General features: G+C 35.7%; 16 protein-coding genes. 8 read left to right on the top strand and 8 right to left on the bottom strand.

Features of this window, described 5'->3' with window-relative positions:
* Positions 1-46: 46 nt before the first annotated feature.
* Positions 47-322, bottom strand: coding sequence for a CtrA inhibitor SciP (sciP, locus tag QHG57_RS08200; RefSeq protein WP_330167890.1), 276 nt, complete (start codon positions 320-322; stop codon positions 47-49).
* A 386-nt stretch (positions 323-708) separates the two neighbouring features.
* Here sciP and mnmA point away from each other — a divergent pair, with 386 nt between their 5' ends.
* Positions 709-1,929 (top strand): tRNA 2-thiouridine(34) synthase MnmA, encoded by a 1,221-nt coding sequence (mnmA, locus tag QHG57_RS08195; RefSeq protein WP_330167889.1) that lies wholly within the window; start codon positions 709-711, stop codon positions 1,927-1,929.
* Between the two features lie 284 nt (positions 1,930-2,213).
* Here the strand turns inward: mnmA and QHG57_RS08190 are convergent, their stop codons facing one another.
* Positions 2,214-3,023 (bottom strand): TrmH family RNA methyltransferase, encoded by an 810-nt coding sequence (locus tag QHG57_RS08190; protein ID WP_330169075.1) that lies wholly within the window; start codon positions 3,021-3,023, stop codon positions 2,214-2,216.
* Positions 3,024-3,779: 756 nt separating this feature from the next.
* Between QHG57_RS08190 and QHG57_RS08185 the strand changes: the two genes are divergently transcribed.
* Both QHG57_RS08185 and QHG57_RS08180 read left to right on the top strand, forming a co-directional pair.
* Positions 3,780-4,688, top strand: a complete 909-nt coding sequence (locus QHG57_RS08185; RefSeq protein ID WP_330167887.1) for a cation diffusion facilitator family transporter — start codon at positions 3,780-3,782, stop codon at positions 4,686-4,688.
* 530 nt (positions 4,689-5,218) lie between these two features.
* A complete protein-coding gene (locus QHG57_RS08180) occupies positions 5,219-5,410 on the top strand; it encodes a hypothetical protein (RefSeq protein WP_330167886.1) in 192 nt (63 codons plus the stop codon).
* Positions 5,411-5,888: 478 nt separating this feature from the next.
* On the opposite strand, the gene QHG57_RS08175 is transcribed toward QHG57_RS08180, so the two are convergent.
* Positions 5,889-6,725 carry a DUF1460 domain-containing protein gene (locus QHG57_RS08175; protein ID WP_330169074.1) on the bottom strand — a complete coding sequence of 279 codons (837 nt, stop codon included), beginning with the start codon at positions 6,723-6,725 and terminating at the stop codon, positions 5,889-5,891.
* A gap of 755 nt (positions 6,726-7,480) precedes the next feature.
* On the opposite strand from QHG57_RS08175, the gene QHG57_RS08170 reads away from it, so the two are divergent.
* Positions 7,481-8,701: an MFS transporter gene (locus QHG57_RS08170; protein WP_330167884.1), complete on the top strand. Its 1,221-nt coding sequence runs from the start codon at positions 7,481-7,483 to the stop codon at positions 8,699-8,701.
* A gap of 961 nt (positions 8,702-9,662) precedes the next feature.
* Here QHG57_RS08170 and carA read toward each other — a convergent pair.
* Complete coding sequence (gene carA, locus QHG57_RS08165) at positions 9,663-10,859, bottom strand: glutamine-hydrolyzing carbamoyl-phosphate synthase small subunit (protein WP_330167883.1); 1,197 nt, start codon at positions 10,857-10,859, stop codon at positions 9,663-9,665.
* A gap of 257 nt (positions 10,860-11,116) precedes the next feature.
* Between carA and QHG57_RS08160 the strand changes: the two genes are divergently transcribed.
* Complete coding sequence (locus QHG57_RS08160; protein WP_330167882.1) at positions 11,117-11,569, top strand: GatB/YqeY domain-containing protein; 453 nt, start codon at positions 11,117-11,119, stop codon at positions 11,567-11,569.
* A gap of 672 nt (positions 11,570-12,241) precedes the next feature.
* Here the strand turns inward: QHG57_RS08160 and ubiC are convergent.
* The 4 genes from ubiC to QHG57_RS08140 all read right to left on the bottom strand — a co-directional run bounded on the left by ubiC (position 12,242) and on the right by QHG57_RS08140 (position 18,002).
* Complete coding sequence (gene ubiC / locus QHG57_RS08155; RefSeq protein ID WP_419196690.1) at positions 12,242-12,748, bottom strand: chorismate lyase; 507 nt, start codon at positions 12,746-12,748, stop codon at positions 12,242-12,244.
* A gap of 1,170 nt (positions 12,749-13,918) precedes the next feature.
* Positions 13,919-14,170, bottom strand: a complete 252-nt coding sequence (locus QHG57_RS08150; protein WP_330167881.1) for a GlsB/YeaQ/YmgE family stress response membrane protein — start codon at positions 14,168-14,170, stop codon at positions 13,919-13,921.
* An 852-nt stretch (positions 14,171-15,022) separates the two neighbouring features.
* Positions 15,023-16,714, bottom strand: a complete 1,692-nt coding sequence (locus tag QHG57_RS08145) for a Na/Pi cotransporter family protein (RefSeq protein WP_330169073.1) — start codon at positions 16,712-16,714, stop codon at positions 15,023-15,025.
* 70 nt (positions 16,715-16,784) lie between these two features.
* A complete protein-coding gene (locus QHG57_RS08140; RefSeq protein WP_330167879.1) occupies positions 16,785-18,002 on the bottom strand; it encodes a mechanosensitive ion channel family protein in 1,218 nt (405 codons plus the stop codon).
* A gap of 135 nt (positions 18,003-18,137) precedes the next feature.
* On the opposite strand from QHG57_RS08140, the gene dnaG reads away from it, so the two are divergent.
* The 3 genes from dnaG to QHG57_RS08125 all read left to right on the top strand — a co-directional run bounded on the left by dnaG (position 18,138) and on the right by QHG57_RS08125 (position 23,525).
* Positions 18,138-20,075, top strand: coding sequence for a DNA primase (gene dnaG, locus QHG57_RS08135; RefSeq protein ID WP_330169072.1), 1,938 nt, complete (start codon positions 18,138-18,140; stop codon positions 20,073-20,075).
* A 351-nt stretch (positions 20,076-20,426) separates the two neighbouring features.
* Positions 20,427-22,442 carry an RNA polymerase sigma factor RpoD gene (gene rpoD / locus QHG57_RS08130; protein ID WP_330167877.1) on the top strand — a complete coding sequence of 672 codons (2,016 nt, stop codon included), beginning with the start codon at positions 20,427-20,429 and terminating at the stop codon, positions 22,440-22,442.
* Between the two features lie 621 nt (positions 22,443-23,063).
* Positions 23,064-23,525 (top strand): YcgN family cysteine cluster protein, encoded by a 462-nt coding sequence (locus QHG57_RS08125; RefSeq protein ID WP_330167876.1) that lies wholly within the window; start codon positions 23,064-23,066, stop codon positions 23,523-23,525.

Raw genomic sequence — 23,525 nt, 5'->3', positions numbered from 1 at the left:
TGTTTTATAATTTGCTTTATGTTATCGAATCGTAATCAATGGCAACTTAATGCCTGTAGTTTTGAATCTTGGTCGTTCGTAATCCCGCTAAACCGTGTTTATCGATCAAACTTTGCCATGAAAGAAACTCTTCTACAGTTAAAGTATAACGTTGGCACGCTTCGTCAAGACTTAACAATCCACCTCTGACAGCCGCAACAACTTCAGCTTTGCGACGAATCACCCAGCGTCGTGTTGTTTGTGGCGGTAGGTCGGCAATTGTAAGCGGACTTCCATCTGGTCCAATAACATATTTCATTTGTGTTTTTATCAAATTGGTCATTCGTATCCTCTACTTAGTCAAGGACTTGATTCGTTTATAGAGCATGAAATTTAAAAAAGAGCTAAACATGCTGGAAGGAAAAATTAATGAAGTGATTGAGCATGTAAAAAGAAGCTTCAAGTGAAGTGTAGAAGAGATCCTTGCAATATTTTACCAGATTTTAAAAAGAACAAAAAAGGTTTTCTCCCAAACGATTGCTGTTATGCCTTATTTCTATCATTCTTTTTTTGTTTGCAGCAGCTTTTAAGAAAGTAATGCCTATGGTTGTGAAAAAGATAAAAAAACAATATAAAGACAATCAATCGTGTAAAAGTGCTGAAGAGCATGCATCAGAATGTTAACATATGGGTAGCCATTAAACAGAGCATTAAATAGAGAATGAATACATGTTTTTAAACAGTCTTGATTTACCAGGACAACCTGAGGATTCTCGCATTGTTGTTGCAATGTCGGGGGGGGTTGATTCATCGGTTGTTGCAGGTCTTTTGAAAAAGGAAGGGTATAATGTTATTGGCATTACGTTGCAGCTTTATGATCATGGGGCAGCAACGCATCGGGTGGGGGCTTGTTGTGCAGGACAAGATATTGAGGATGCACGCCGAGTTGCAGAGACATTAGGAATACCGCATTATGTTCTTGATTATGAAAAGCGCTTTCGCGAAGCTGTTATTGATCCTTTTGCAGAAAGCTATGCTCATGGAGAGACACCAGTACCGTGTATTGCATGTAATCAAACGGTTAAGTTTGCTGATTTATTAACAACGGCACGCGAATTGGGGGCAGATGCTTTGGCTACGGGACATTATATTCGTTCGCGTTCCCATGGAGCGCATCGAGCACTTTTTCGTCCTCTCGATAATGATCGTGATCAGAGTTATTTTCTCTTTGCAACGACACAAGAACAGATTGATTATTTGCGTTTTCCACTTGGTGATCTTCCAAAAGCCCGCGTTCGTGAAATGGCAGCAGAAATGGGCTTTGCGGTTGCTAATAAGCATGATAGTCAGGATATTTGTTTTGTTCCACAAGGAAAATATTCAGATGTTATCGCAAAACTGCGTCCAGAAGCAGCTAATCCTGGCGTTATTGTTCATATTGATGGAAAGATTTTAGGTCAACATTCGGGAATTGTTAATTATACCGTTGGTCAACGTCGTGGTATTGGGGTGTCAACAGGTGAAGCACTTTATGTGGTTTATCTCGATGTGGAAAATGCACGTGTTATTGTTGGACCGCGTGAAATGTTAGAAACGCATAAGCTTTTTTTACGTGATGTGAATTGGCTTGGTGATGAGTCGTTAGATAATTTCCCTTCTCAAGGTATTGAGGTGGCTGTAAAGGTGCGTTCAACGCGTCCTCCTCACCTTGCGCGCTTACATTATAAAGAAGGTATTTTTTCCGTTGATTTATTGGAATGTGAAAATGGTGTGGCACCGGGGCAAGCTTGTGTTCTTTATGATGGAAATGGTCATGAGATGCGTATTCTTGGGGGAGGGTTTGTAACACATTCAGAACGTGCGGCCGATACTGAAATGATGTTGAAACGCGTTTTATGTAATCTCGAAACAAAAGATTCTGTTTCCTCTGAACTAAAAACAACAGCTTAATAAAACATAGTAAATTGATTTATAATGATAAATTTTAACCTTAAACTTGAATGAGAGACTTCCAGAAGATTTTCTTATTGAAAGTTTGTTTTATGATTAAATCCATCAACATTATGCCTTCTGCACGTCATAAGTGGGGTTAGGCTGTGGAAAGCATTGATAAGAAAAAATGTAAAAAATTTTTTAATCAATGCTTTCAAATGCTAGGGAACAGCAACATTATTGGGGACTGATAGATAACACATAACATCGGATATGTTTTACAACTTAAAGTGTTATCATCTTTAGTGGTCAAAGTTGGTAAAATGGGCAAGTGCAATACCTGAAGCTGTGGCAACATTAAGGCTGTCAAAACCGTCAGTCATGGGAATACGTAAGGTTTTTGATTGTTGTAGTATATGGGGTGGTAAGCCATCGCCTTCTGTTCCAAAAATAAGTGCCATTCTTTTGGTTTTGTTGGCTTGCTTGAGAGTGTGAGAGGCAGAAGGGGAGAGTGCATAAAGATGAAAGTTTTCATCGTTTAGAGCAGCTATAATGTCATGTATATCAGCGTTTTGCGTATAGGGTACTTTTAAAGCAGCGCCGACAGAAACTCGTATTGATTTGCGATAAAGTGGATCGCATGAGGTTTTGTCCACAATAATGCCATTACTGGCAAAGGCTGCTGCATTACGAAAAATTGATCCCATATTATCGTGATTTGAGATGCCACATAAAACGAGAACCAAAGCTTTTTCTGGAAGATGTTGTAAAAAATTTTGTAAGGATGGTAGTGTTTTGCGTTTACCAATACCCAGAATACCACGGTGAACATGGAAGCCGGTGATATTATCCATAACTTTTTGTGGAACACAATAAATGGGACATAGAGGCTGCGTTTTTTCTAAAAGCGGTAGAAGTCCAGGGAGACGGTTTGCTACGATGAGCAGTGAGATGGCAGAAAACTCTTTCGAGTGCAGTAATGCGGACAATGTTACTTTGCCTTCAGCAATAAATTGATGTTGTCGTCCAACAAGATCTTTTTCACGGATATTATGATAGGCTTTTAAGCGTGGATCATCTGTTTCATTAATTGTTGTGATATTCAAATGCATGCGAGATTTTTAGTGTTTTTTTCTTATAATTTCCAGATGTTAGAATTTGTTTTATTTTAAAAAAGAGATAAAAGCATTATTTTAAAACTTATAGTAGAATTTATGTTGACAGCATGCAACCATAGGTATATATTAAAGACACTGATACGGAATTATATATTTTTTCTCGTATCGGGTGCAGTGTCTTGGGTCCCCGCTATTTCCCAAGTGCTGTATGCCCTTAATTTCTAAGGGAAAAGAATCTGGGTCCCCAATGCCCAGATTCTTTTTTGAGGGTAATCATTCTTCTTTTTTTATATCTAAATTTTTTAGCAAATTGTATATTAAAATCCTGTTGACCTGTAAGGTTACAGGAGAGTGCTAAGATATTTTTTCTAAGGTGCATAGATGCTTAAAGATTGCTTATAAGGCATATCATTAGGCTGAAAAGTAATTCTTGATCATGCTACATTTGAGAAAAAAGTTTTTCGTTCATGAGACGTGAGATGGCTTTAAGTTATTTAGAAAATGATTAATAATGAAGGTGATGTGTTTGATTGCTCTTGGGAAAGCTCTTTGTTTATAATTTTCTTCTCTTCTTTCTTTATTGGTGCTGTTTGTGTAACTGAGCAGTTTTTGCGATAATAATGGTGAGTTGAGGCGTTTAGTGTATGATGAAGCTTTTGTAATATTGAGGAAATATTGGCGATATGCCAAAAGTATAATTATATGATTGAAAATATTATTCCTTATTTCGTGAAGAAAAGGATGAGGTTCATGGATGTAAAAATCAATATACAAAGCTTAACTTTATACTCTATTTTTATTGCGTGTATTGTTTTTGCTTTGAAATATTGGGCATATTACATTACAGGTTCGGTTGCACTTTATTCTGATGCATTGGAATCAATAGTTAATATTCTTGCGTCATTGGCAGCATGGTGGGCTGTTAAAGTGAGTATGAAGCCAGCAGATCAAGATCATCCCTTTGGGCATCATAAAGCGGAATATTTTTCCGCAATTCTTGAAGGGATACTCATTATTATTGCGGCAATTGTTATTTTAAGAGAAGCATGGATAGCTCTTTCTACCGTTAAATTATTGCAGAAGCCTGGAATATGGCTTGTTATTCATCTTATTGCAACTGTCATAAATTGTATGTGGGGAATGGTTCTTATTTGGCAGGGGAAACACCATCGCTCACCGGCTCTTAAAGCTGATGGAGTGCATTTTATAACGGATGTTTTTACTTCGTTAGCAATTTTAATTGGTCTGATTGCTGGTTTTATCGGGGGATGGGGAGTTTTAGATCCAATTTTAGCGATAATCGTTGCCGTTAATATTCTCTTACAGGGTTGGAAGGTGATTAAAAATGCTATTCAGGGATTAATGGACGTTGGTGTTGAATTGAATGAAAGCATGCGGATTCGAGAGCTGATTTCTGCAAATGCATCGGGTGCGCTTGAAGTTCATGATTTACGAACGCGTGTTGCTGGGAGGGTTACTTTTATAGAGTTTCACTTGGTTGTGCCTGCTGTAATGCAGGTAGGAGAAGCTCATAAAATTTGTGATAAAATCGAAGGTGTTCTTCAAAAAGAATTTGATAATGTGCGTATTTCTATTCATGTTGAGCCTGAAGATGAGGCAAAATTGCCTCCTGGTACAACGGTGATACCTTTTATATAAAAATATTTTTTCAAATTGCCTGTCATATTATAGGGATTATTTTTTATGAGGGGGCAATTCATACCTCTTGAAAAGACAAAGAAGCTCTTTCGTTGATTTAATTTTTACATCAATCAAGTATAAAAGGTTAAACAGAGTATTTAAGGCAAGATTTATTCTATTTCGTTAAAACACTGTCATTTAAGGTGTAGTGAGATAAGGCATATAAAATTTGATCTATTAAGTGTTTTTAGAGTGTGGAGTAAATATTCAAAATAGGACTTGCTGGTGTATTCTTGTGTAAGTGAATCTCATGAAATGGTTAGCAGCTTAAATTCACTTAAGAGAAAGGATTGTTTACAGATTGTCGGGGGTAGATGTTTCGTTTCTTAGGGTGAAGAGGAATAAAGCTTTCGTAATAAGTTTAACGAGATTTAATTATAAATTTTATATAAAAGCTATGAATAGAATTTTAAAGTTTGTGATCATAGATTAATCATCATTATTGTTGCTCATAAATGTGTTGTTTTATCGATATAATGTGTTCTGTTTTGAGTGTTCTTTATTGCATGAAGGATGGGGGACTCATTAAGAATGAAAAAAACAAAAAAGAATGTTCATATCTCTATTCTTTAAAGGATATTATTGTCGTTGCTTTAGAAAATCGCAAAGCTGAACTAAAGAATGATGCTAAAGATAGAAACTGGTTTTTAATTGATGCCTTCGTATTTTCATTCCAATAAAGACTTTATGAAGAAAACAATGCTATAAAGTCAAAAATTTATACGCAATAAATTAGAGGAGTAGATCGAATTTTTATAAAATACTTTATGAGACAACAACCAAACATATCTGGCGTTATTTTTATTTATTTTTACAAACGTTCGTCTATATCTTTTACGCTATATTCGTAAAGATCAAATTAGCGGTAATCTATAGATAATTCTTGGTTGAGGATATAAAAGGAAAGCGTGATATTATAATAGAGTTTTGCCTGTCCTTATCGTTCAACCAGTAAAAGTGATTACAAATCCGTGATTTCGTCACAAGTGATTTTGTCATACCTATAAACAAAGTTAGATCAAAACGACTTTTTTCTCTTAAAACTGTAAACAGGTATATTGTATTCGTATAACTTGAACGAAGTTAGATGGTTACCTGAATAACTACAGTATATATTTTAAGAGAATAGAAAAGATATTTCATATCGCTATGATGTTATTAAAGAGCTCTTAAAACAATGATTCCTGGTGTTTTTGAAACATAATCCATAAAAGGAGAATCAACGACTTTTTCGTTTGCTTTTCGTGAAGAAGCATTTCTTAACATTGGCCCTTTATCTGTCATGATAAAGAAGCCTACATGTGTTACATCCAATCCCGCAAGTTTCGTATAAATACCAATGAAATCACCAGACTGTAAATGACTTATAACCTCCTCATTAATAAAGTTACTTGGAATATACGTTATCGTGCGTTTCACAACTGGTAACCCAGGTAGATAGCTTCCACCATCAGCTTTCTTGTTGAGATATTTTTCTGTTTTTATTGCATGGGGACTTATTTCAGCAGTAATATCAGTGGCGAGTTTATATTCTCTATAAGCCCAATCCGTAAAAAAATGTTTCCGATTTAAAAAATGAACATTACCGTTAATATAACGCGTTTTTATGACATTATTTATGAATTCTGTTTGGGATGTTGATTTGCGCAATGCTTCAACATAATCCAGATAAGTGAAGCAATCTAAGCCTCTAAAATCAATAATCAGTTTTTCTGGTGTATTTTCTGAGCCATGTAACATATTTGCTTGGTAAGGTGTCCCTAAAAAAGCTTCAGAAAGAAAGTCAATTAGCGCTCCTTTTTCCTGATGATTTGTTTCTGAACGTTTTTTGAGAAGAGCATTTAATTTATTTAGAGTATAGGGATCTAAATTTACCTTGGTTATTTGTTGTGTTTTTATTTTATTTTCTAAAATACTCTCTTGTGAATCAGAATCCTGAACATCACATCCCGTTACCAATATTAAAGTGAGAATTAATAGGGGTATTTTTCGCATTTTATACACCATTTTGGAATTAACAGTTCATAACTAACTCTCGTTAAAAGCGCTATTTTTTAAATGTTATCATGATCATCGTTAGATTTAATGGTAGCATATAATCATTGAGAGCATCAATGAATATAAAGATATAATCATGGTTTTTAAGGTTACACACATTGCAAGCGATATGAATAGTTTCTAAGATTACAGAATTAAAAAATATTTTTTATAATATACTTATTCTTTAAATAAAAATGATTGTCAAATAAATATTTTTAAAATTATGATGAGTTTTTTTATGTTGTTAAGCTATTCGGGTGATGCTGCTTTAATCTTATAGCACATTCTGAGGGTGAGAAAAATTTTTAAGAGCTTATCTTTTAAAAGATTTCAATTGCTATAGGATATCTAACCTATCAAATGGAATTGAGATTCCTGAAAACGGTGGTATGAGACGCGGAAATGATGTCTGATAAAATCCATCATAATGTCTCTAAAACTATTGGAAATACTCTGTGTTTAATGAAATTTTGTTCATAAGTTGGTTGCACAAATATTTTGTTCATATAATGCAAAAAATATTTTTTATGCATTGACAATGATATACCAATTAAAATGTAATTTTATAGTTTTATCTTGACTATTACTTAAATTTTTACTTTGTTATTATTTTATATGTGAAAAGTATACGGTGTAGAATACGTTTAAAAGGAAAAGGGAGTTAAAAGATAGCGGGGGAGTAATTGTATGCGTAAGATAGTGTGTATGTTATGCAAGACCAAATGCTCAATCCAAAATTTGTTCAGCGTGGGGTCATTTTAGTGTTCATCACTTTATTGTTAGATATTCTTGGCATTGCGATCATTTATCCTGTTTTGCCTGAATATTTTTCTCAATTAACTGGAAAAGATGTCAATACATCTTTTGTAGAAAGAGGGAAATTGCTTGCAGCTTATTCAGTGATGCAGTTTTTGTTTGCTCCTGTTATTGGCAATCTTTCTGATCGTTATGGTCGTCGTCCTATTTTGCTTCTCTCTATTATCTGCTTTACTCTTGATAATCTCATATGTGCTATAGCATGGAGTTATTCTATGTTATTTATTGGGCGTCTTTTGTCAGGGATAAGTGGCGCTAGTTTTACAACTTGTACAGCTTATCTTGCGGATATATCCGATGATAAAACCCGTGTACGCAATTTTGGTCTGTTAGGCGTTGCATCAGCATTGGGATTTATTTTAGGATCGTTTATTGGTGGTTTTTTAGGTCAGTTTGGTCCGCGTATTCCGTTTTATTTTGCTGCTGGTTTTTCATTCATTAATTTTATTTTTTCTTGGGTTATGCTTCCAGAAACTCTTTCTCTATGGAATAGGCGCTTTTTTGATATTAAGCGGGCAAATCCCTTAGGTGCTTTTTGGCACCTGAAACAATATCCGATGGTTCTTTGGGTGTTATTGGTCCTTTTTCTTTATTGGTTTGCGGAATCTATATGGTTAAGCATTTGGGCTTTCATTGCAAAAGAACGTTATGATTGGAGTTCTTTTTCTATTGGGCTCTCCTATAGTGTTTTTGGGATAGGCCAATTTATTGCAGCCGCTCTCATTTTGCCTTACTTTTCTAAACGATGGAGTGATTGGCATATTGTTATAGTGGGGCTTTTGTTTGCCTCCGTTGCTATGCTGGGCTATACATTCGCAACGCAGGGGTGGATGGTTTATATGGTTTGTGCATGTACAATGCTTGAATATCTTGTTCATGCACCTATACGTGCTATTGCTTCAGCGCAGGTACCGACAAATGTACAAGGAGAATTGCAAGGAGCGATGACATCTGTTATTTCGTTAAGTTTAATATTTGGTTCTGTTTTTTATGTGTTTCTTTTTAAATGTTTTACAGATAAAAATGCACTGTTTTATTTTTCTGGTGCTCCTTTTGTTGGGGGATTTTTTCTTCTTGTCGTTGCGACAGTTATTTTTGCCTTGCGGGTACGTTAATTTGTTGAGAGGGGCTGGTACGTACTATTTTGCTAGAGAATGCACAAGATAAACAAAATGTATCATTTTATAGGCAGAAAGTTTTTTGTGATATTGTTTGTATAGTAGAGTCCGTATTTTTTCTATTGCTTGCAAATTAATATCTAGTGCTAATGCAGCAGCATATCGAAAATAAAGATTAAAATGTATCTGCGTTAGATGTATTAGTTACTGTGCGAACAATTCCAAATTTTATATGGCAAATTGGAAGTAAAATATTACGTATATTTGTTTGAATCACTTCTGGAATCGAAAGAAAACCTTATTTTGGAAGAATATAAAGTTATAAAATTGAAAAGTCGTTTCCTATTTTGCCGTCACTTTTTTTATTCGGTTTTACAGCTTTTGAAATCATCTATGGTAATATCTTTTTAAAAGTAGGGATTTGTTGCATTGTCTCACACTTTATTCTTTAATAGGAATTACGTTTCTCATGCAAAATAGAATGCTTAAAATTGTATTGTGAATCCAGTACTTATTTGAAGGAATAGCTTTCAATGCGTTCGCGCTAATTTCGTGATAGTATCAATAAAGAATATAAGGTAAAAGTCACTGTCAATGGTATAAGACCTGCTGTACACTACTCTCTTTACGTATATAAAAGATGCGGTACCATCATTCACTTTGCCAGTTTCCAATGTTCCGATAGCTCCGAGCTTTTGGTATAGTTAGGCACTTTACTCTTTTAAAAAATGGATCAGCACCCTTATCCTGCTTGGGGGAGGCCAATGATTTTGATGGATACAATCCTAAGAAGGAAGGGAATGAGAAAAATTTAAGCTATTCAGTGCTCTCATTTGAGTTGCAAAATGATAAATAATAATACTTATTCAATAAGTTGTAGGTATAAAAATAATATAGCTTTTGCGTAGAAAGATGATATAATTTAAAGGAGAGAAGCTAGAAGGTGAGGCATTTTATTTTAAGATATTTTTTTATAATTCATAATGAGATCATAGAAATGCTGAAAGAGGTGGTGGCTATCTTGTGGTCCAGGAGAAGCTTCGGGGTGATATTGAACAGAAAAAACTGGTTTCCCAATGATTCGAATACCACAGTTTGAACCATCAAAGAGAGAAATATGTGTTTCTTGAACATGTTGTGGTAAAGAGGCAGAATCTACGGCAAAACCATGATTCATCGATACAATCTCAACTTTTCCAGTGTTAAGGTCTTTAACTGGGTGGTTGGCACCATGATGTCCTTGGTGCATTTTTACGGTTTTTGCACCAACCGTAAGAGCGAGAAGTTGATGACCAAGACATATTCCAAAAATTGGTAAATTATGATCAATTAATGCTTTGATTGTTGGAACGGCATATTGAGCCGTAGCTGCGGGATCTCCCGGTCCATTAGAAAGAAAAACGCCATCAGGGTTCATTGCTAGAATTTCTTTTGCAGTTGTGTGGGCAGGCACAACAGTAATGCGTGCCTTTTGTGTTGCCATAAGGCGAAGGATATTGCGTTTAATACCATAATCAATCGCAATGATATGAAGATTGTGTACATTGTTTGTACCGTATCCTTTATTCCAACTCCATGGTTTTTCATCCCATTGCATTGATGATTGAGATGTCACGTCTTTCGTAAGATCAAGATTGACGAGTCCGTGCCATTTTTGTGCACGTTCCTTTAAAGAAGGAATATCAAAATTTCCATTAGAATTATGTGCAATGACAGCATTTTGCGCACCTTTTTCACGAATAAGAATTGTGAGCGCACGTGTATCAATACCACAAAGTGCAATAATTTTACGCGTTTTAAGCCATTGATGAAGATTTTCATGGGCACGATAATTTGAGGGATGTGTAATGTCTGCCTTGAAAATAGCGCCAACAGCACCATGACAATTGAGAGGGGTGAGAGCTTCAATATCTTCACTATTTGCCCCTACATTTCCTATATGAGGAAAAGTAAAATTAACGATTTGTTGTGTGTATGACGGGTCTGTGAGGATTTCTTCATAGCCTGTGATGGCGGTGTTAAAACACACTTCAGCTTCAGCAATACCTGTAGCACCTGCTCCTTTGCCTTCAATAACGGTTCCATCAGCTAAGACTAAGAGGGCTGTAGTTTTTTTGATACTCCAAGGGTGGCTGGGTGAAGTCATTTGTATCATAGTATGTATCCACAATTTACTCTCTGAAAAGTATAATGATCAACTTTACACAAAAATCATACCTTTAACAGATGCTGTGTATATTATTCTGGTAACGTCTCGCTTGAAATAGGCAGTATAAGTACATTCTATGAAGAGGTAAAGTCTTGTTTTAGCTTTTCGAAGATCGAGTCCTTAATTATTTTTTATCCTCCATTGCAAGAAGGATAAAGATTGGTTAAAAGGTATTTTTTTCTTGAACAAAATTGGATAAATTGATGTTGCGTAATCAGATTGATGGGGCTCTTAGGGCTGCTTTGAAAGCGCAAGATGGTGCGCGTCTTGCTACGCTTCGTTTAATGAATGCTGCAGTTAGGGATCGTGATATTCTTTATTATGATCAAGGGAAGCTAGAAGTGGATGATCAGCAGATACAGTCTGTTTTCACTAAAATGCTTCAACAGCGTGAAGAGTTGATGCGAGTCTATAAAGAGTCTGGTTGCTTGGAATTGGCAGAGAGAGGACAAGCAGAAATAGAAGTTATTCGTGAGTTTCTTCCCTATCAACTTAAGGAGATGGAAGTAGAACAGGTTCTTTGTGAAGCTTTGGCACAAACAAAGGCTGAAAAATTACGCGATATCGGTAAGGTGATGGCATGGCTTAAGGAACGGTATGCGGGGCAAATGGATTTTTCTAAAGTGTGCAATAGTCTCCGTAAAAAATTGCAATAGATCTTATTAATTCAAGGGAAATGGAAAATATTTTCTATTGTGGGGAGCCTTTGTACGTCAGTGGAATTTTGATAAATGTCATTTATCTTGTACATACATGCTATTATCAAAAAAATAATTCTTTGAAGTGAACGAATCTTTTTTGGGGCTCATAGAGCAATAAAATATCTTCTCTATATTATATCTTTCTGTTCTTCAAAGCTATTACATCATTAAAAACAGAAAGATTATAGAGTTTTTATTTTAAAAAAGATTTATTGTTTTCACTGTTAAAAATTTTAAATAGGATGATTAAGCTAATTGATACAGATTTCCGATTTTGGGGAGTGTGTTATTGTCTTTTTTGCTGTTTCAAAGCATTTTTTGATCAAGAGTGGCTATATTTTTAGAGTGGTGATTATTCCGCAAGAAATTTAAATGTAGATGATTTTATCAATATGGTGCGTATCTTCTTAATTCAAGCGCTAGTTTTAATGATAAGAAAATCAGAACTTTAAAACATTTTTTCTATGGGAGATATTTTTAAGCTGAGTTGATGAAATGAAAAGATCTTTTGAAAAGAAGTCTTTGTTTGTAATGTGTTTTGAGATGATTTTGAAATTCTTTTCTCTGATTAAATCCCTTATAAGCTATATAAAATCTGTAAATTATGCAGCATAAAATGAGTAACCTCTATTTGTGGAGGTACAGTGGTGAATCTGTTAGAAATAGTTCAGTTAGCAACAATGGCTTACCCCTTAACCGCAAACGGGAACGGCGCGCCCATAGTGCACCCTGTTGACCAATATGAATGTAGTCACGGGTTAATTTGTCACTGTTAAATAAATAGTGTCCTAGGGGTATCGTTCCTAAATGCATCAAAGCTTGATTGTGTAGGAGGGTTTCTTGTGGAATTACAGTGCGTCCAAGGAGCCAATGTTTATTATCTCCCATCAATATGATTTCGCGTAGCCAATAACGCGCACTTTTAGGAAGATGCTCTGCTTCTTCTGTTAATTTATCTCGCGTAATAAAACATTCACGTTGTGGTTGAATTTTGAGGCAGGTACAATATTTTTTTAATCGAAGCGTCATTGAGCCCGATTCCATGAGCCAATTGCGAATGTTTTCTGGTATTGGAGGGTTTTGATCAGAGAACCACTTTAGAGGTGGTAAGATGGAATCTTCAAGATCAGACATTATTTTACTCTACATTTAAAGTCTTATTCCATATGTTATGTTGGGTAAACTAAATAGATAGCTCTGTTATAATACAAGGAGTATAAAAGCAGCAAGATTTTAATAAGAAGATATCAAAGGGATAGTCGAAAGCAAAGATCTTTAAAAGAAGATATGCGGGAAATATATACTATAGGATCATTTTCATTAAAAAAGCAAAATAAGGTGTTAAGTTTTGTCCAAGGCGCTTTTACACAATGCATTCCGGAATTTTCTTTATCGCATGAGAGCAATGGAAAAAATGTTTTGTGCTTTAAAATTTGTTTGTAACGCATATAAGGAAGAGATAAAAATTACATCTATGTAAGATGATATAAAGAGGAAATTTTAAGAGGAACAAAACTTTAGAAAGTGAAGAGATATTTAAACCTTTTGAATTGAGATGTAAAGGAGATCGTATTCTTTATAATCAAGAGGTTTATAGTAATGTATATATTTTGGGAAACTTTAAAATAGCTTATATTATTTAAATTGTAACAAATTACTTCATATTATAGAATGTGTAGTCATTTTATAATGGATTGCATTAATATTGTTCGTATGTATTTATAATAAATTTATTTATATATTTTATTATTAAAAGTTAATTAAAAATAATACATCATCATTTAAATTTTATATTTATTTTAGATATTCTTTTATTTTACAGACTAAGAAAATTATTTTATCATTTTGTATTTACGTTCTCTCTTTATTTATTAAGAATGCAAAAGAGCTCTTCGAGTTTTTTGGTAAAAAGGGTATTGTTGATGGAGTGTATAGGCGTTAAGTATTATGCGGTAGAATCTTTAATCATCGTTAATGATTTTTGTAACCGTATGGATGTTATTACAGTGAGATGAGCTGGATTTGTGCACGTGATACAAAAATAAGTTCGTATTTCGTTAAAATAGCGCAACATATCTTTCCTGATATGCGTGAGCTTATCTAGGTATGGAATGGTGCGTTATAAAGACCCTTACTGCATTTCGTTTTAAAGTATAGTGACGGTGTGTGCCCAAAATCGCAGCTTAAGCATCTCACTATCATATCAAAACTGGTAACAACGAGTTACAGGAAAATATTTCAAACTCTGCTAGTTGTTTCCCAGTTTTTTATTGAATGCCAAAAGGTGTTTAAAAAATAAATGCTCTATGATCGAATTTTTTGTCCTATCCATATAAGAATACAGGCTCCTATAAAACCTGAAATAAGATAGCCAAGCCAACCAGCAAAACTTACACCTAAAAAACTAAAAAGAAAACTTGCTAACGCAGCGCCAATAATCCCTAAGATAATATTTAATAATATTCCTGTTTGGCTTTTCATAATATACTGTGCAGCCCAACCAGCAACCCCGCCGATAATAATAGCTGCAATCCAACCGATACTTGCATTTTCCATGATACCCTCCTTTGCCTGAATTTAAATTGTAACTAGAGTAAACTTTGTAAAAATCAAGGTTTATTCCTTTTTTACCCAGTGGAAAGGATATTTCTGTTAGAAATTTTACTTATTACTTTCCTGTGTATTCAAATAGTATCACATATTATATATAATAATACTTAATAAGTATAAATATATAATACATTCTAAGTTAGAAATAAATTAATTAATTGAGAATTGTGAATAAAAAATAAAATATTGGTGAAAATATTTTAATAAGTTATAAAGTATATTTATAGTTTTTTAATCTCTCTTAAGTTAAAAAACAATTGTGATTAAAGCAATAAGTAAAATAGATATTTGAAAGTTTGGAGTTTGCCAATTGATATCAATGACGTTTGAAATGAAATTAAAACTGTTTTGTTGACACATTGTAGAGCGCTGTATAGGTTGAATCTCTATCAATCTTGACATAAACGTTGCATTTTTATGAGGTTTTACATTCCTTATAGAGTATTTCTATTTTTTCTGCTACTGTGAAGTGATCCCCTTTTTACAAGGCGAGTTTAGGTTGTAACCATCATACTCTTGACCTTCTCTTTACGTGTTTAACAGTCTTTTCCTTGAGGATGATTAGGTGTTTTTACGTCTTTCTTCAAGAACTTATTCTACATGCTGGTTTGTTTGTAATATGCAAGCAAATGACTTTGAGTAATTCATCATGAATAGGTTTAAATGAAAGAAATTTATGATGAAGAGGGCTCTCTTAAATTGTTAAATAATAAAATATTTAATTAAATCAATATCTTGATAATATTCAAAGTTGAGTAATCGATATGACGTGTTTCTTATTCAAGTTATTTTAAAAGTTTAAGGTTTTTCTGTTTGTGCTTCAGCAGGGTTGCGTAGGCGGGAACTTTGAAGAAGTCCCTGTTCTTCTAAAATGGGGTAGATCATTGAGGTCAAAAGAGAGTTGATTTGTTTGAGGTCGCGGACAGTGTCGAGATGAAGACTGGATGATTCTACATTTTTGAGATCCCCTTCACGCAAACGTTTAAAATGTTTTAAACTCATCTCTTTTTCTAAGTTTCGTAGTTGATCTTTTTTTTGTACCAATAGGTGTGCAGTGTGTGTATCTCGTGAGACGAGAACGTTAAATGCTATATGCGCGTTGGCTAGTACAATGGCGTGGAAACGCAGAAGATCACTCCAACCCTCGCTGCTGAACTGTAAACCTTTTTGTTGTTTCTTTTTAACCAGCATCAGCATATTATGAATAATGATATCGCCTGCTTGGTCTAATTTTATACAGGTGCCTAGAAGTTCTTGCGTTTGAAGAGCTTCTTCGTCAGATAGTTTTTGTCCCGCTAATCGTGCAAGATAAAGTTTGATGGCGATATGTTTTTTGTCCAATATGGTGTTGAGTTGGTTGAGTTCACGAATAATATTGGGATCAGGATTTTCATAAAGTCCCATGATTTTTTCTAGCATGATGTCTACAAGATCACAAATATGAATGACTTCACGCATGACATTCGAGAGAGCGAGAGAGGGGCGTTCAAGAACACTGTCATCAAGAGCTGTTTGATCCGATAAATTGAGCGTTTTATCGGCTTGCATTTTTTTTGCACTTATATGAACAATTTGAGTGGTTAATTTTAAAACCCATTTTGAAAGCGGTATTCCAGCAAGGAGAATGAAAACATTAAAAATAATGTGGGCGTTGATCACTTGAGTAGGGGCGTTATTGCCAAGCCATGTGATGGGAGGGCGAAAGGAGAGAAATAAGATAAGTACAAGGATTGAACCGGCCCCACGCATGAGTAAGTTTCCTAAGGGAACGAGGCGGGCATTAGGAGAGGCGTTGCGTGTTAAAAGTGGTGCTATAAGAGAAGAGCCAAAGTTGACACCAAGAACCATCACAACACAGAGTTGTGTATGGATCAGATCGTAGTTGGCAAAATTGACCAGCAAAATGATTCCTGCAATGGATGAATGTAAGAGGTAGGTTAAGCCAGCAGCCAACAAAAAAGTGGAAACAGGATCGGTTGAAAGATAACGAATGATGCTAGGCAAAATTTCGCTTTCACGTAAAGGTTCTGTTGCTGTACTTATCATCTCTAAAGATAAAATCAAAAGACCAATACCGATGAAAATACGCCCTATTTGACGCCACTCACGTTTTTCTGTTGTCATGAAGATACAAGTACCAATTAAAAGACAAAGGGGTACAACAAGTGTGAGATCATAGGTGAGAATTTTAACGATGATTGCTGATCCTAATTCTCCTCCGCGTACAGCCATAAGTCCTGCTACTCCAGAGACAAAACCAGATTCCACGAAAGAACCAACGAGGAGTGTTATTGCTGTAGAGCTTTGTAAAATCATTGCTGTAAAAAGTCCAAAACTTACCGCAAACAATGGTTTTGAAATGACGTGGCACATTTTATATTTAAGTCTGTCACCATAGGCGCGTTCAATTCCTGTGCGCACCATGCGTGTGGCCCAGAGAAGTAAAGAAATAGCGCCGGCAAGATGAAGGAGTACCAATGAACCATTCATGATACTTTATTCTTTCTCTGTTGTTATGAATATGTTTGCCTCAAAATTGATAAATTAAAGTTTATCGTTTTTATTTCACTTTTGCTTTTAATACTTGATTAAAATCATAACCGCTTGGATTTTGAAAAACCTTTAGACCAAAACAGGGAAGAATGGAATAAAGGTGATCAAAAATATCACCTTGAATTTGTTCGTAGTCTATCCAAACGGTGGTGTTCGTAAAGCAATAAATTTCCAAGGGTAAACCATTTTCTGTAGGAGGTAATTGCCGTGCCATAAAGGTCATATTAGGGTTGATGTTTATATGCTGTTGTAGATAAGCGAAAACATAAGCACGAAAAGTTCCAATGTTGGTTAAACGGCGCGTATTGGCTAAGACATCATGATTTTTATCTAATTGAGCGTTCCATTGATCAATTTCTGCTACTTTTTGCGTGAAATAATTTTCTAATAAATTAAATCGGGAAAGATATTTTTGTTCTTCTTCTGTGAGAAAATGGATACTTGATTGATCAATAAAAAGGGAGCGTTTGATGCGTCTTCCACCCGATTCTTGCATTCCGCGCCAATTTTTAAAAGGGTCAGTCACAAGTTTACGGATAGGAACAGAGGTGATGGTGTTGTCGAAATTTTGAACTTTAACAGTATGTAGGGCAATTTCAATAACATCACCATCGGCACCGAGATTGGGGATTTCAATCCAATCACCAACGCGAACCATATCAGTGGATGAAATTTGAATACCGGCAACGAGAGAAAGAAGCGTATCTTGAAAAATTAACATGAGAACCGCGGCCATTGCACCAAGACCGGAGAAGAGAATAAGAGGGGAGCGGTCAATCAATGTAGCGACCATTAAAACTGTCGCAACAGCAAAAAGTGCAATTTTAGCAATTTGAATATAACCTTTTATTGGTTTTAACCGTGCTGTTGGTCGTTGTTCGTAGAGGAAGTTAATGACATTGAGACAGGAAGAAATTGTCAGAACAACAAAAAAGATAATGAAGGCGTTAGCAACATTACCGATGACAGTACTGAATGCATTGGGCAATGTTGGTATAAAATTAACACCAACTGAAATAATAAAGGCTGAAATGATATCCGCTATGTATTGAATAGCATTATTAATATCGATCGTTGTATTTTGGGGGAGAAAAGAAGAGAGTTTTTTTGCGCCGTGAATAAGTAATTTTCGTCCTAGAAAGTTGACTAAAAGGGCAACTATAGTAAGAATAATAAGCCAAGAAATAGCCTCTAACCACGGATATTGAACAATAAATTCGATCACTTTTCCACTCTCCATTTCTAAAATTATATGCAGTTGAGAGTTTTAAATTTTACAACTGCTTAAGAGGAAGTATTGGAATTATGCTCTAAAGTCGTTAAATATGCAAAAAAGAATTTTCAAACTCTGTGAGAGATAATGCGTTTCCCGCCCGACTTCCTTAATGAACTGCGTACTAGACTCCCAATTTCAACAGTGATTGGTCAACGGGTGGATTTTGATCCTCGAAAAAGTAAGCCTTCACGGGGAGACTTTTGGTGTTGTTGTCCATTTCATGGTGAAAAAACGCCAAGTTTTCATTGTGATGATCATAAAGGGCGCTACTATTGTTTTGGTTGTGGTGTAAGTGGAGATATTTTTACCTTTTTGTGTGAGCTTGATGGATTGCACTTTTCAGAAAGTGTAGAGCGCTTGGCTGATTTTGCGGGAATGAAACTCCCTATTTTGGATTCACAAAGTCATAAACGTCAACTGGAAAAAGCTGAGCTTTATGATGTGATGAAAATTGCTACAGATTTTTTTCAATATAATTTACGCGATAGAGGAGGTGCGCAAGCACGTCGTTATCTGGATGCACGTGGTGTGACATCCGATCTCGTAGAGCGTTTCCGCATTGGTTTTGCACCGGTAAGGCGCACAGCTTTGAAAGAAGCTTTGAGTGCACTGGGCATTTCAATACAGCAAATGGAAGAATGTGGACTTCTCACAGTGCATGAGGGGAGTGCGGATTCTTATGACCGATTTAGAAATCGCATTATGTTTCCTATCGAAGATTTGCGCGGACGTGTGGTGGCTTTTGGAGGGCGTGCATTAGAGAAAGAGACACGAGCAAAATATCTCAACAGTCCTGAAACAGTGCTGTTTCATAAAGGAAATATACTTTATAACGCGGCAGCGGCTCGCAAAAATAGTCGCTTTGTTGGCGATGAAAAAATTCATTCACTCCTTGTTGTTGAGGGGTATATGGATGTCATTGCATTGACTAAAGCTGGTTTTGAAGGAGTTGTAGCACCCTTAGGGACTGCATTAACGGAAGCGCAAATTGAGCTTTTATGGCAGATGGGGAAGGAGCCCATTTTGTGTTTTGATGGTGATGATGCTGGTTTAAAAGCTGCTTTTCGTGTTGCTGATCGTGTGTTGCCTCTTTTAAAGGCTGGGGTTTGTGTACGCTTTGTTTTGTTGCCACAAGGAAAAGATCCTGATGAAATTATTTGTGCTGGTGGAGCACAACTTTTTTCTTCTTTTTTGCAAAAAGCAATTCCTTTGAGTGAACTTTTATGGTGGCGAGCTACCTATGGAAAGCATTTTGAAACTCCAGAGATACGAGCAGCGCTAGAAAAACAACTAAAACAACAAATTTTTACAATTAAGGATGAAGATGTCCGTCGTTATTATTTGCAAGATGTAAAAAAACGCCTTTTTGATTTTTTTCGTCCCTCTTTTTCGAAAAAAAAGGGGGAAGGGCGATATGATCAATCTTCACCAAATAGGATCTTTAAAGATCAATCCTTTTCTCTGTTAGCAAATTCTGAAATAGTACGAAATTCTTCGCAATCTATTCCTTTGCGCGAAGCAGTAATTTTACTCACTTTAGCTTACTATCCTGAGTTGTGGTATGAAAATTTTGAATTTCTTTCTGAATTAGAATTAAAAAATACTCAATTGATGTGCTTTCATCAAGCTATGTTGGAAATTCTTGGGAATCAACAGCTTCATGATAAGGAGACGATGGTTGCGTTCTTAGAAAAAAGAGGGCAAAAAGCTCTGTTAGAGCGTATGAAACATCTTGTGCAAAATATTGGTATGCGTATTATCTTTGGTGGAGCCCCTATAGAGGATGCACGTGCGATATTAAAACAAGCTGTCTACTTGCATCTTCAAGAATACCACCTACATAAGAGATTACAGGATATTAAAGAGCAACTTGTAGAAAATCCTAAGAGTGAGGTTTTTGATCTGCTTCGTGAGGTAAAAAATGAGCTGGAGCAGATGCAGGCAACAGAAGCGTTAATTGAAGGGTTTGGAAGTTGGCTGGATGAAAAAATAGACGGGAATACACAAGATACGATAAAATGATTCGCTTTTTTAATGCGAATCAGTCACTTAAATTTTAGATGAGGAAGTTTATGGGAGTGACATTTTCATAAAGGTGATAATTAAATTTTAGAAAAAGCGGGAAATTGGTTCTTACGATAGGGTACAGAGATTATCTCAGAAGGGCTGAGAGGTGTCGGGGAAACTTCTGGAGTTTTCCCGCGTTTTTGTCTGGATGTCAAGTTTGTTTGGATGTCAAGGCATATACGAAATGTATTCTTTCCAATAGTAATCTCTTAAAAGGAAGTATATATGAGAAACTATCGGTAGATTTTAGTGAGAACAAAAAACTGGTCACATGGAAACTGTGAAGTGATCGAGTGGAGTTATGGTATGGCAACAAAGGTTAAACAGAAAGATAATGCAGAAGTAACAAGCCAAGCGAGTTTGGATGGTCCTCTTCTTGATTTTTCTGATGATGCCATCAAGAAAATGATTAAACTTGCCAAAAAAAATGGTTACGTAACAATGGATGAACTCAATGCAGTTCTTCCTTCTGACGAGGTTACATCCGAACAAATTGAAGATATCTTGGCGATGTTCTCTGAGATGGGGGTTAATGTTGTGGATGATGAGGATGAAGTTGAGTCTGAAAATTATGAAGAAGAGGTTACGGTAGAGGGTGGTGATTTAGTAGAAGCCTCTAGCCACGCAATTGCAACGACAACGAATAAACGCGAAGTAACAGATCGTACGGATGATCCGGTGCGTATGTATTTGCGTGAGATGGGAGCTGTTGAGCTTCTTTCGCGGGAAGGCGAAATTGCCATTGCTAAGCGTATTGAAGCAGGACGTGAGACAATGATTGCGGGACTTTGTGAGAGTCCTTTGACTTTTCAGGCTCTTATTATCTGGCGTGACGAGTTAAAAGAACAGCGTATTCTTCTTCGTGAAATTATTGATCTTGAAACGACTTATGCTGGTCCAGAAGCAAAGCAGGCTCCTGTTATTGAGCGAAGTGAAGTTAATAAGACAGAAGAAGAAAAAATGTCTTCTGGTATACGTAATATGGGGGAGAGCGCGGGAGAGAGAAACATTGAAGACGATGATGAAGAAGACGAAGACGATGTTAACTTATCGCTTGCTGCAATGGAAAATGAACTTTGTCCTCAAGTTATGGAAACATTGGATTTTATTGCTCAAACCTATGTGAAATTACGAAAATTACAAGATCAGCATGTTGAGAGCAGTTTGGCAGAGCGTAAAGAGGGGGCCCTGACATCTTCTCAGAAGAAGAAATATATTCAATTAAAGGGTGAGTTGATTCAAGCAGTAAAATCTCTTTCTTTAAACCAAAATCGTATCGAAGCTTTGGTTGAACAGCTTTATGACATCAATAAGAGATTGATTCATAATGAAGGTAAGTTGAAACGGATTGCCAATAGCTATGGTATTAGCCATGAGGATTTTTTAAAAGAATACCAAGGGCGTGAATTGGATGCAGATTGGATGAACTATATTGCTGCTTTGCCTACACCTGGTTGGAAAGAATTTTCGATACGTGAAGCAAAAGAAATCCAAAAACTGCGAAGTGAGATACAAAATCTTGCGCAAGAAACGGCTATTTCGATTGGTGAATTTCGTCGGATTGTTATGCAGGTGCAGAAAGGTGAACGCGAATCAACAATTGCGAAAAAAGAGATGGTAGAATCTAATTTGCGTCTTGTCATTTCAATTGCAAAAAAATACACCAATCGTGGTTTGCAGTTTCTTGATCTTATTCAAGAGGGCAATATCGGTTTGATGAAGGCTGTGGATAAATTTGAATATCGGCGCGGCTACAAGTTTTCAACTTATGCCACATGGTGGATTCGTCAGGCTATTACACGTTCAATTGCTGATCAGGCTCGTACTATTCGTATCCCTGTTCATATGATTGAAACAATTAATAAAATCGTTCGTACCTCGCGTCAGATTCTCCATGAAATTGGACGGGAGCCAACACCAGAAGAATTATCTAGCAAGCTTTCTATGCCGTTAGAAAAGGTACGAAAAGTTCTTAAAATTGCAAAAGAACCTATTTCACTCGAAACGCCTGTTGGTGATGAAGATGATTCCCACTTAGGTGATTTTATTGAGGATAGAAATGCGTTATTACCCATTGATGCTGCTATCCAAGCTAATCTGCGTGATACGACAACACGCGTTCTTGCTTCATTAACACCACGAGAAGAACGTGTTTTGCGGATGCGTTTTGGAATAGGAATGAATACAGATCATACCTTAGAAGAAGTAGGACAACAGTTCTCAGTTACAAGAGAGCGTATTCGTCAGATTGAAGCAAAGGCACTCCGTAAATTGAAGCATCCTAGCCGCTCACGAAAATTACGCAGTTTTCTTGATTCTTAAATAAAGGAATTGGTGCATTTTAATTATTCCTTCTTTCTTCTTAATGAAGGGGGAAGTTTGTTACGTTGTATTTGGATGTTTTTTTGAAAAAATATGGGAAGACTTTTAATAACCTAGAAAGTTTACGGTATTTAATGTTTTTCGTAGCTTTGGAATTTTGTACTTCTCTTTCTGAAAATAACAGATATGGAGCAAAAAGTGGTTATGGAGCAGTGAGTAGAGAGTTTTTCTTTCAAGAAATGAACGATAAAATATTATCTTGCCTGGAGTGGTTTATTTCTTAAGAGATGGGATATCTCAAGAAATCAATTTATATTACAACATACGGACTTTTTGATGAGAAAGGTGTATTCTTTACAGAATTATTCTGTCATTTTAGGCTGCACATTTATTTTATTCTTTGTCAGTTTATAAAGGGATATTTCAATAGATTATGTGCATTTATATGCTCTATTTTTGAATATTCTCTTTTTGTTCAGATAGATTTTAAGAAAACGGTTTAAAGTATACATTGAGTTAAATCTTTTTAAGAAACAGAAATAGATAAAATTATAGAAATTAAACTTTTAATTTTTTCTGTTTTTATCATTCGTTTTAATTTAAAAAGGTGTGCCTGAGTTTATGAGTGGAGAACTTCCCTTTTGGAAAGTAAAAAAATTAGAAGAGCTTTCCTTCTCTGAGTGGGAGAGTTTGTGTGATGGCTGTGGTCGTTGTTGTCTCCACAAAGTTGAGGATGATGATACGGGCGATCTGTATGCAACCAGTATTGCTTGTCGTCTTTTAGATGGGGAAACCTGCAGGTGTCGAGACTATGCTCATCGTAAATCAATTGTATCAGATTGTCTATCGCTAGATATTACGACAGTTAAAACAGCGCGTTGGCTTCCAGAAAGTTGTGCTTATAGATTAATTTATGAAGGAAAAGATCTTCATTGGTGGCATCCATTGGTATCAGGAGATTGTCAGACGGTACATACAGCGCGTATTTCTGCACGCGGACAGATAGAGGTTTACGAAGACGAATTACTATCTGAGGAAGATTACCTTTACCACATCACTGGTTTTTTATATGAAAGCCAGTGA

It is taken from the genome of Bartonella grahamii subsp. shimonis, assembly GCF_036327415.1.
Taxonomy (GTDB): domain Bacteria; phylum Pseudomonadota; class Alphaproteobacteria; order Rhizobiales; family Rhizobiaceae; genus Bartonella; species Bartonella shimonis.
Note: the sequence above shows the minus strand (reverse complement) of the source record. Positions and strands in the feature narration are given on the sequence as shown.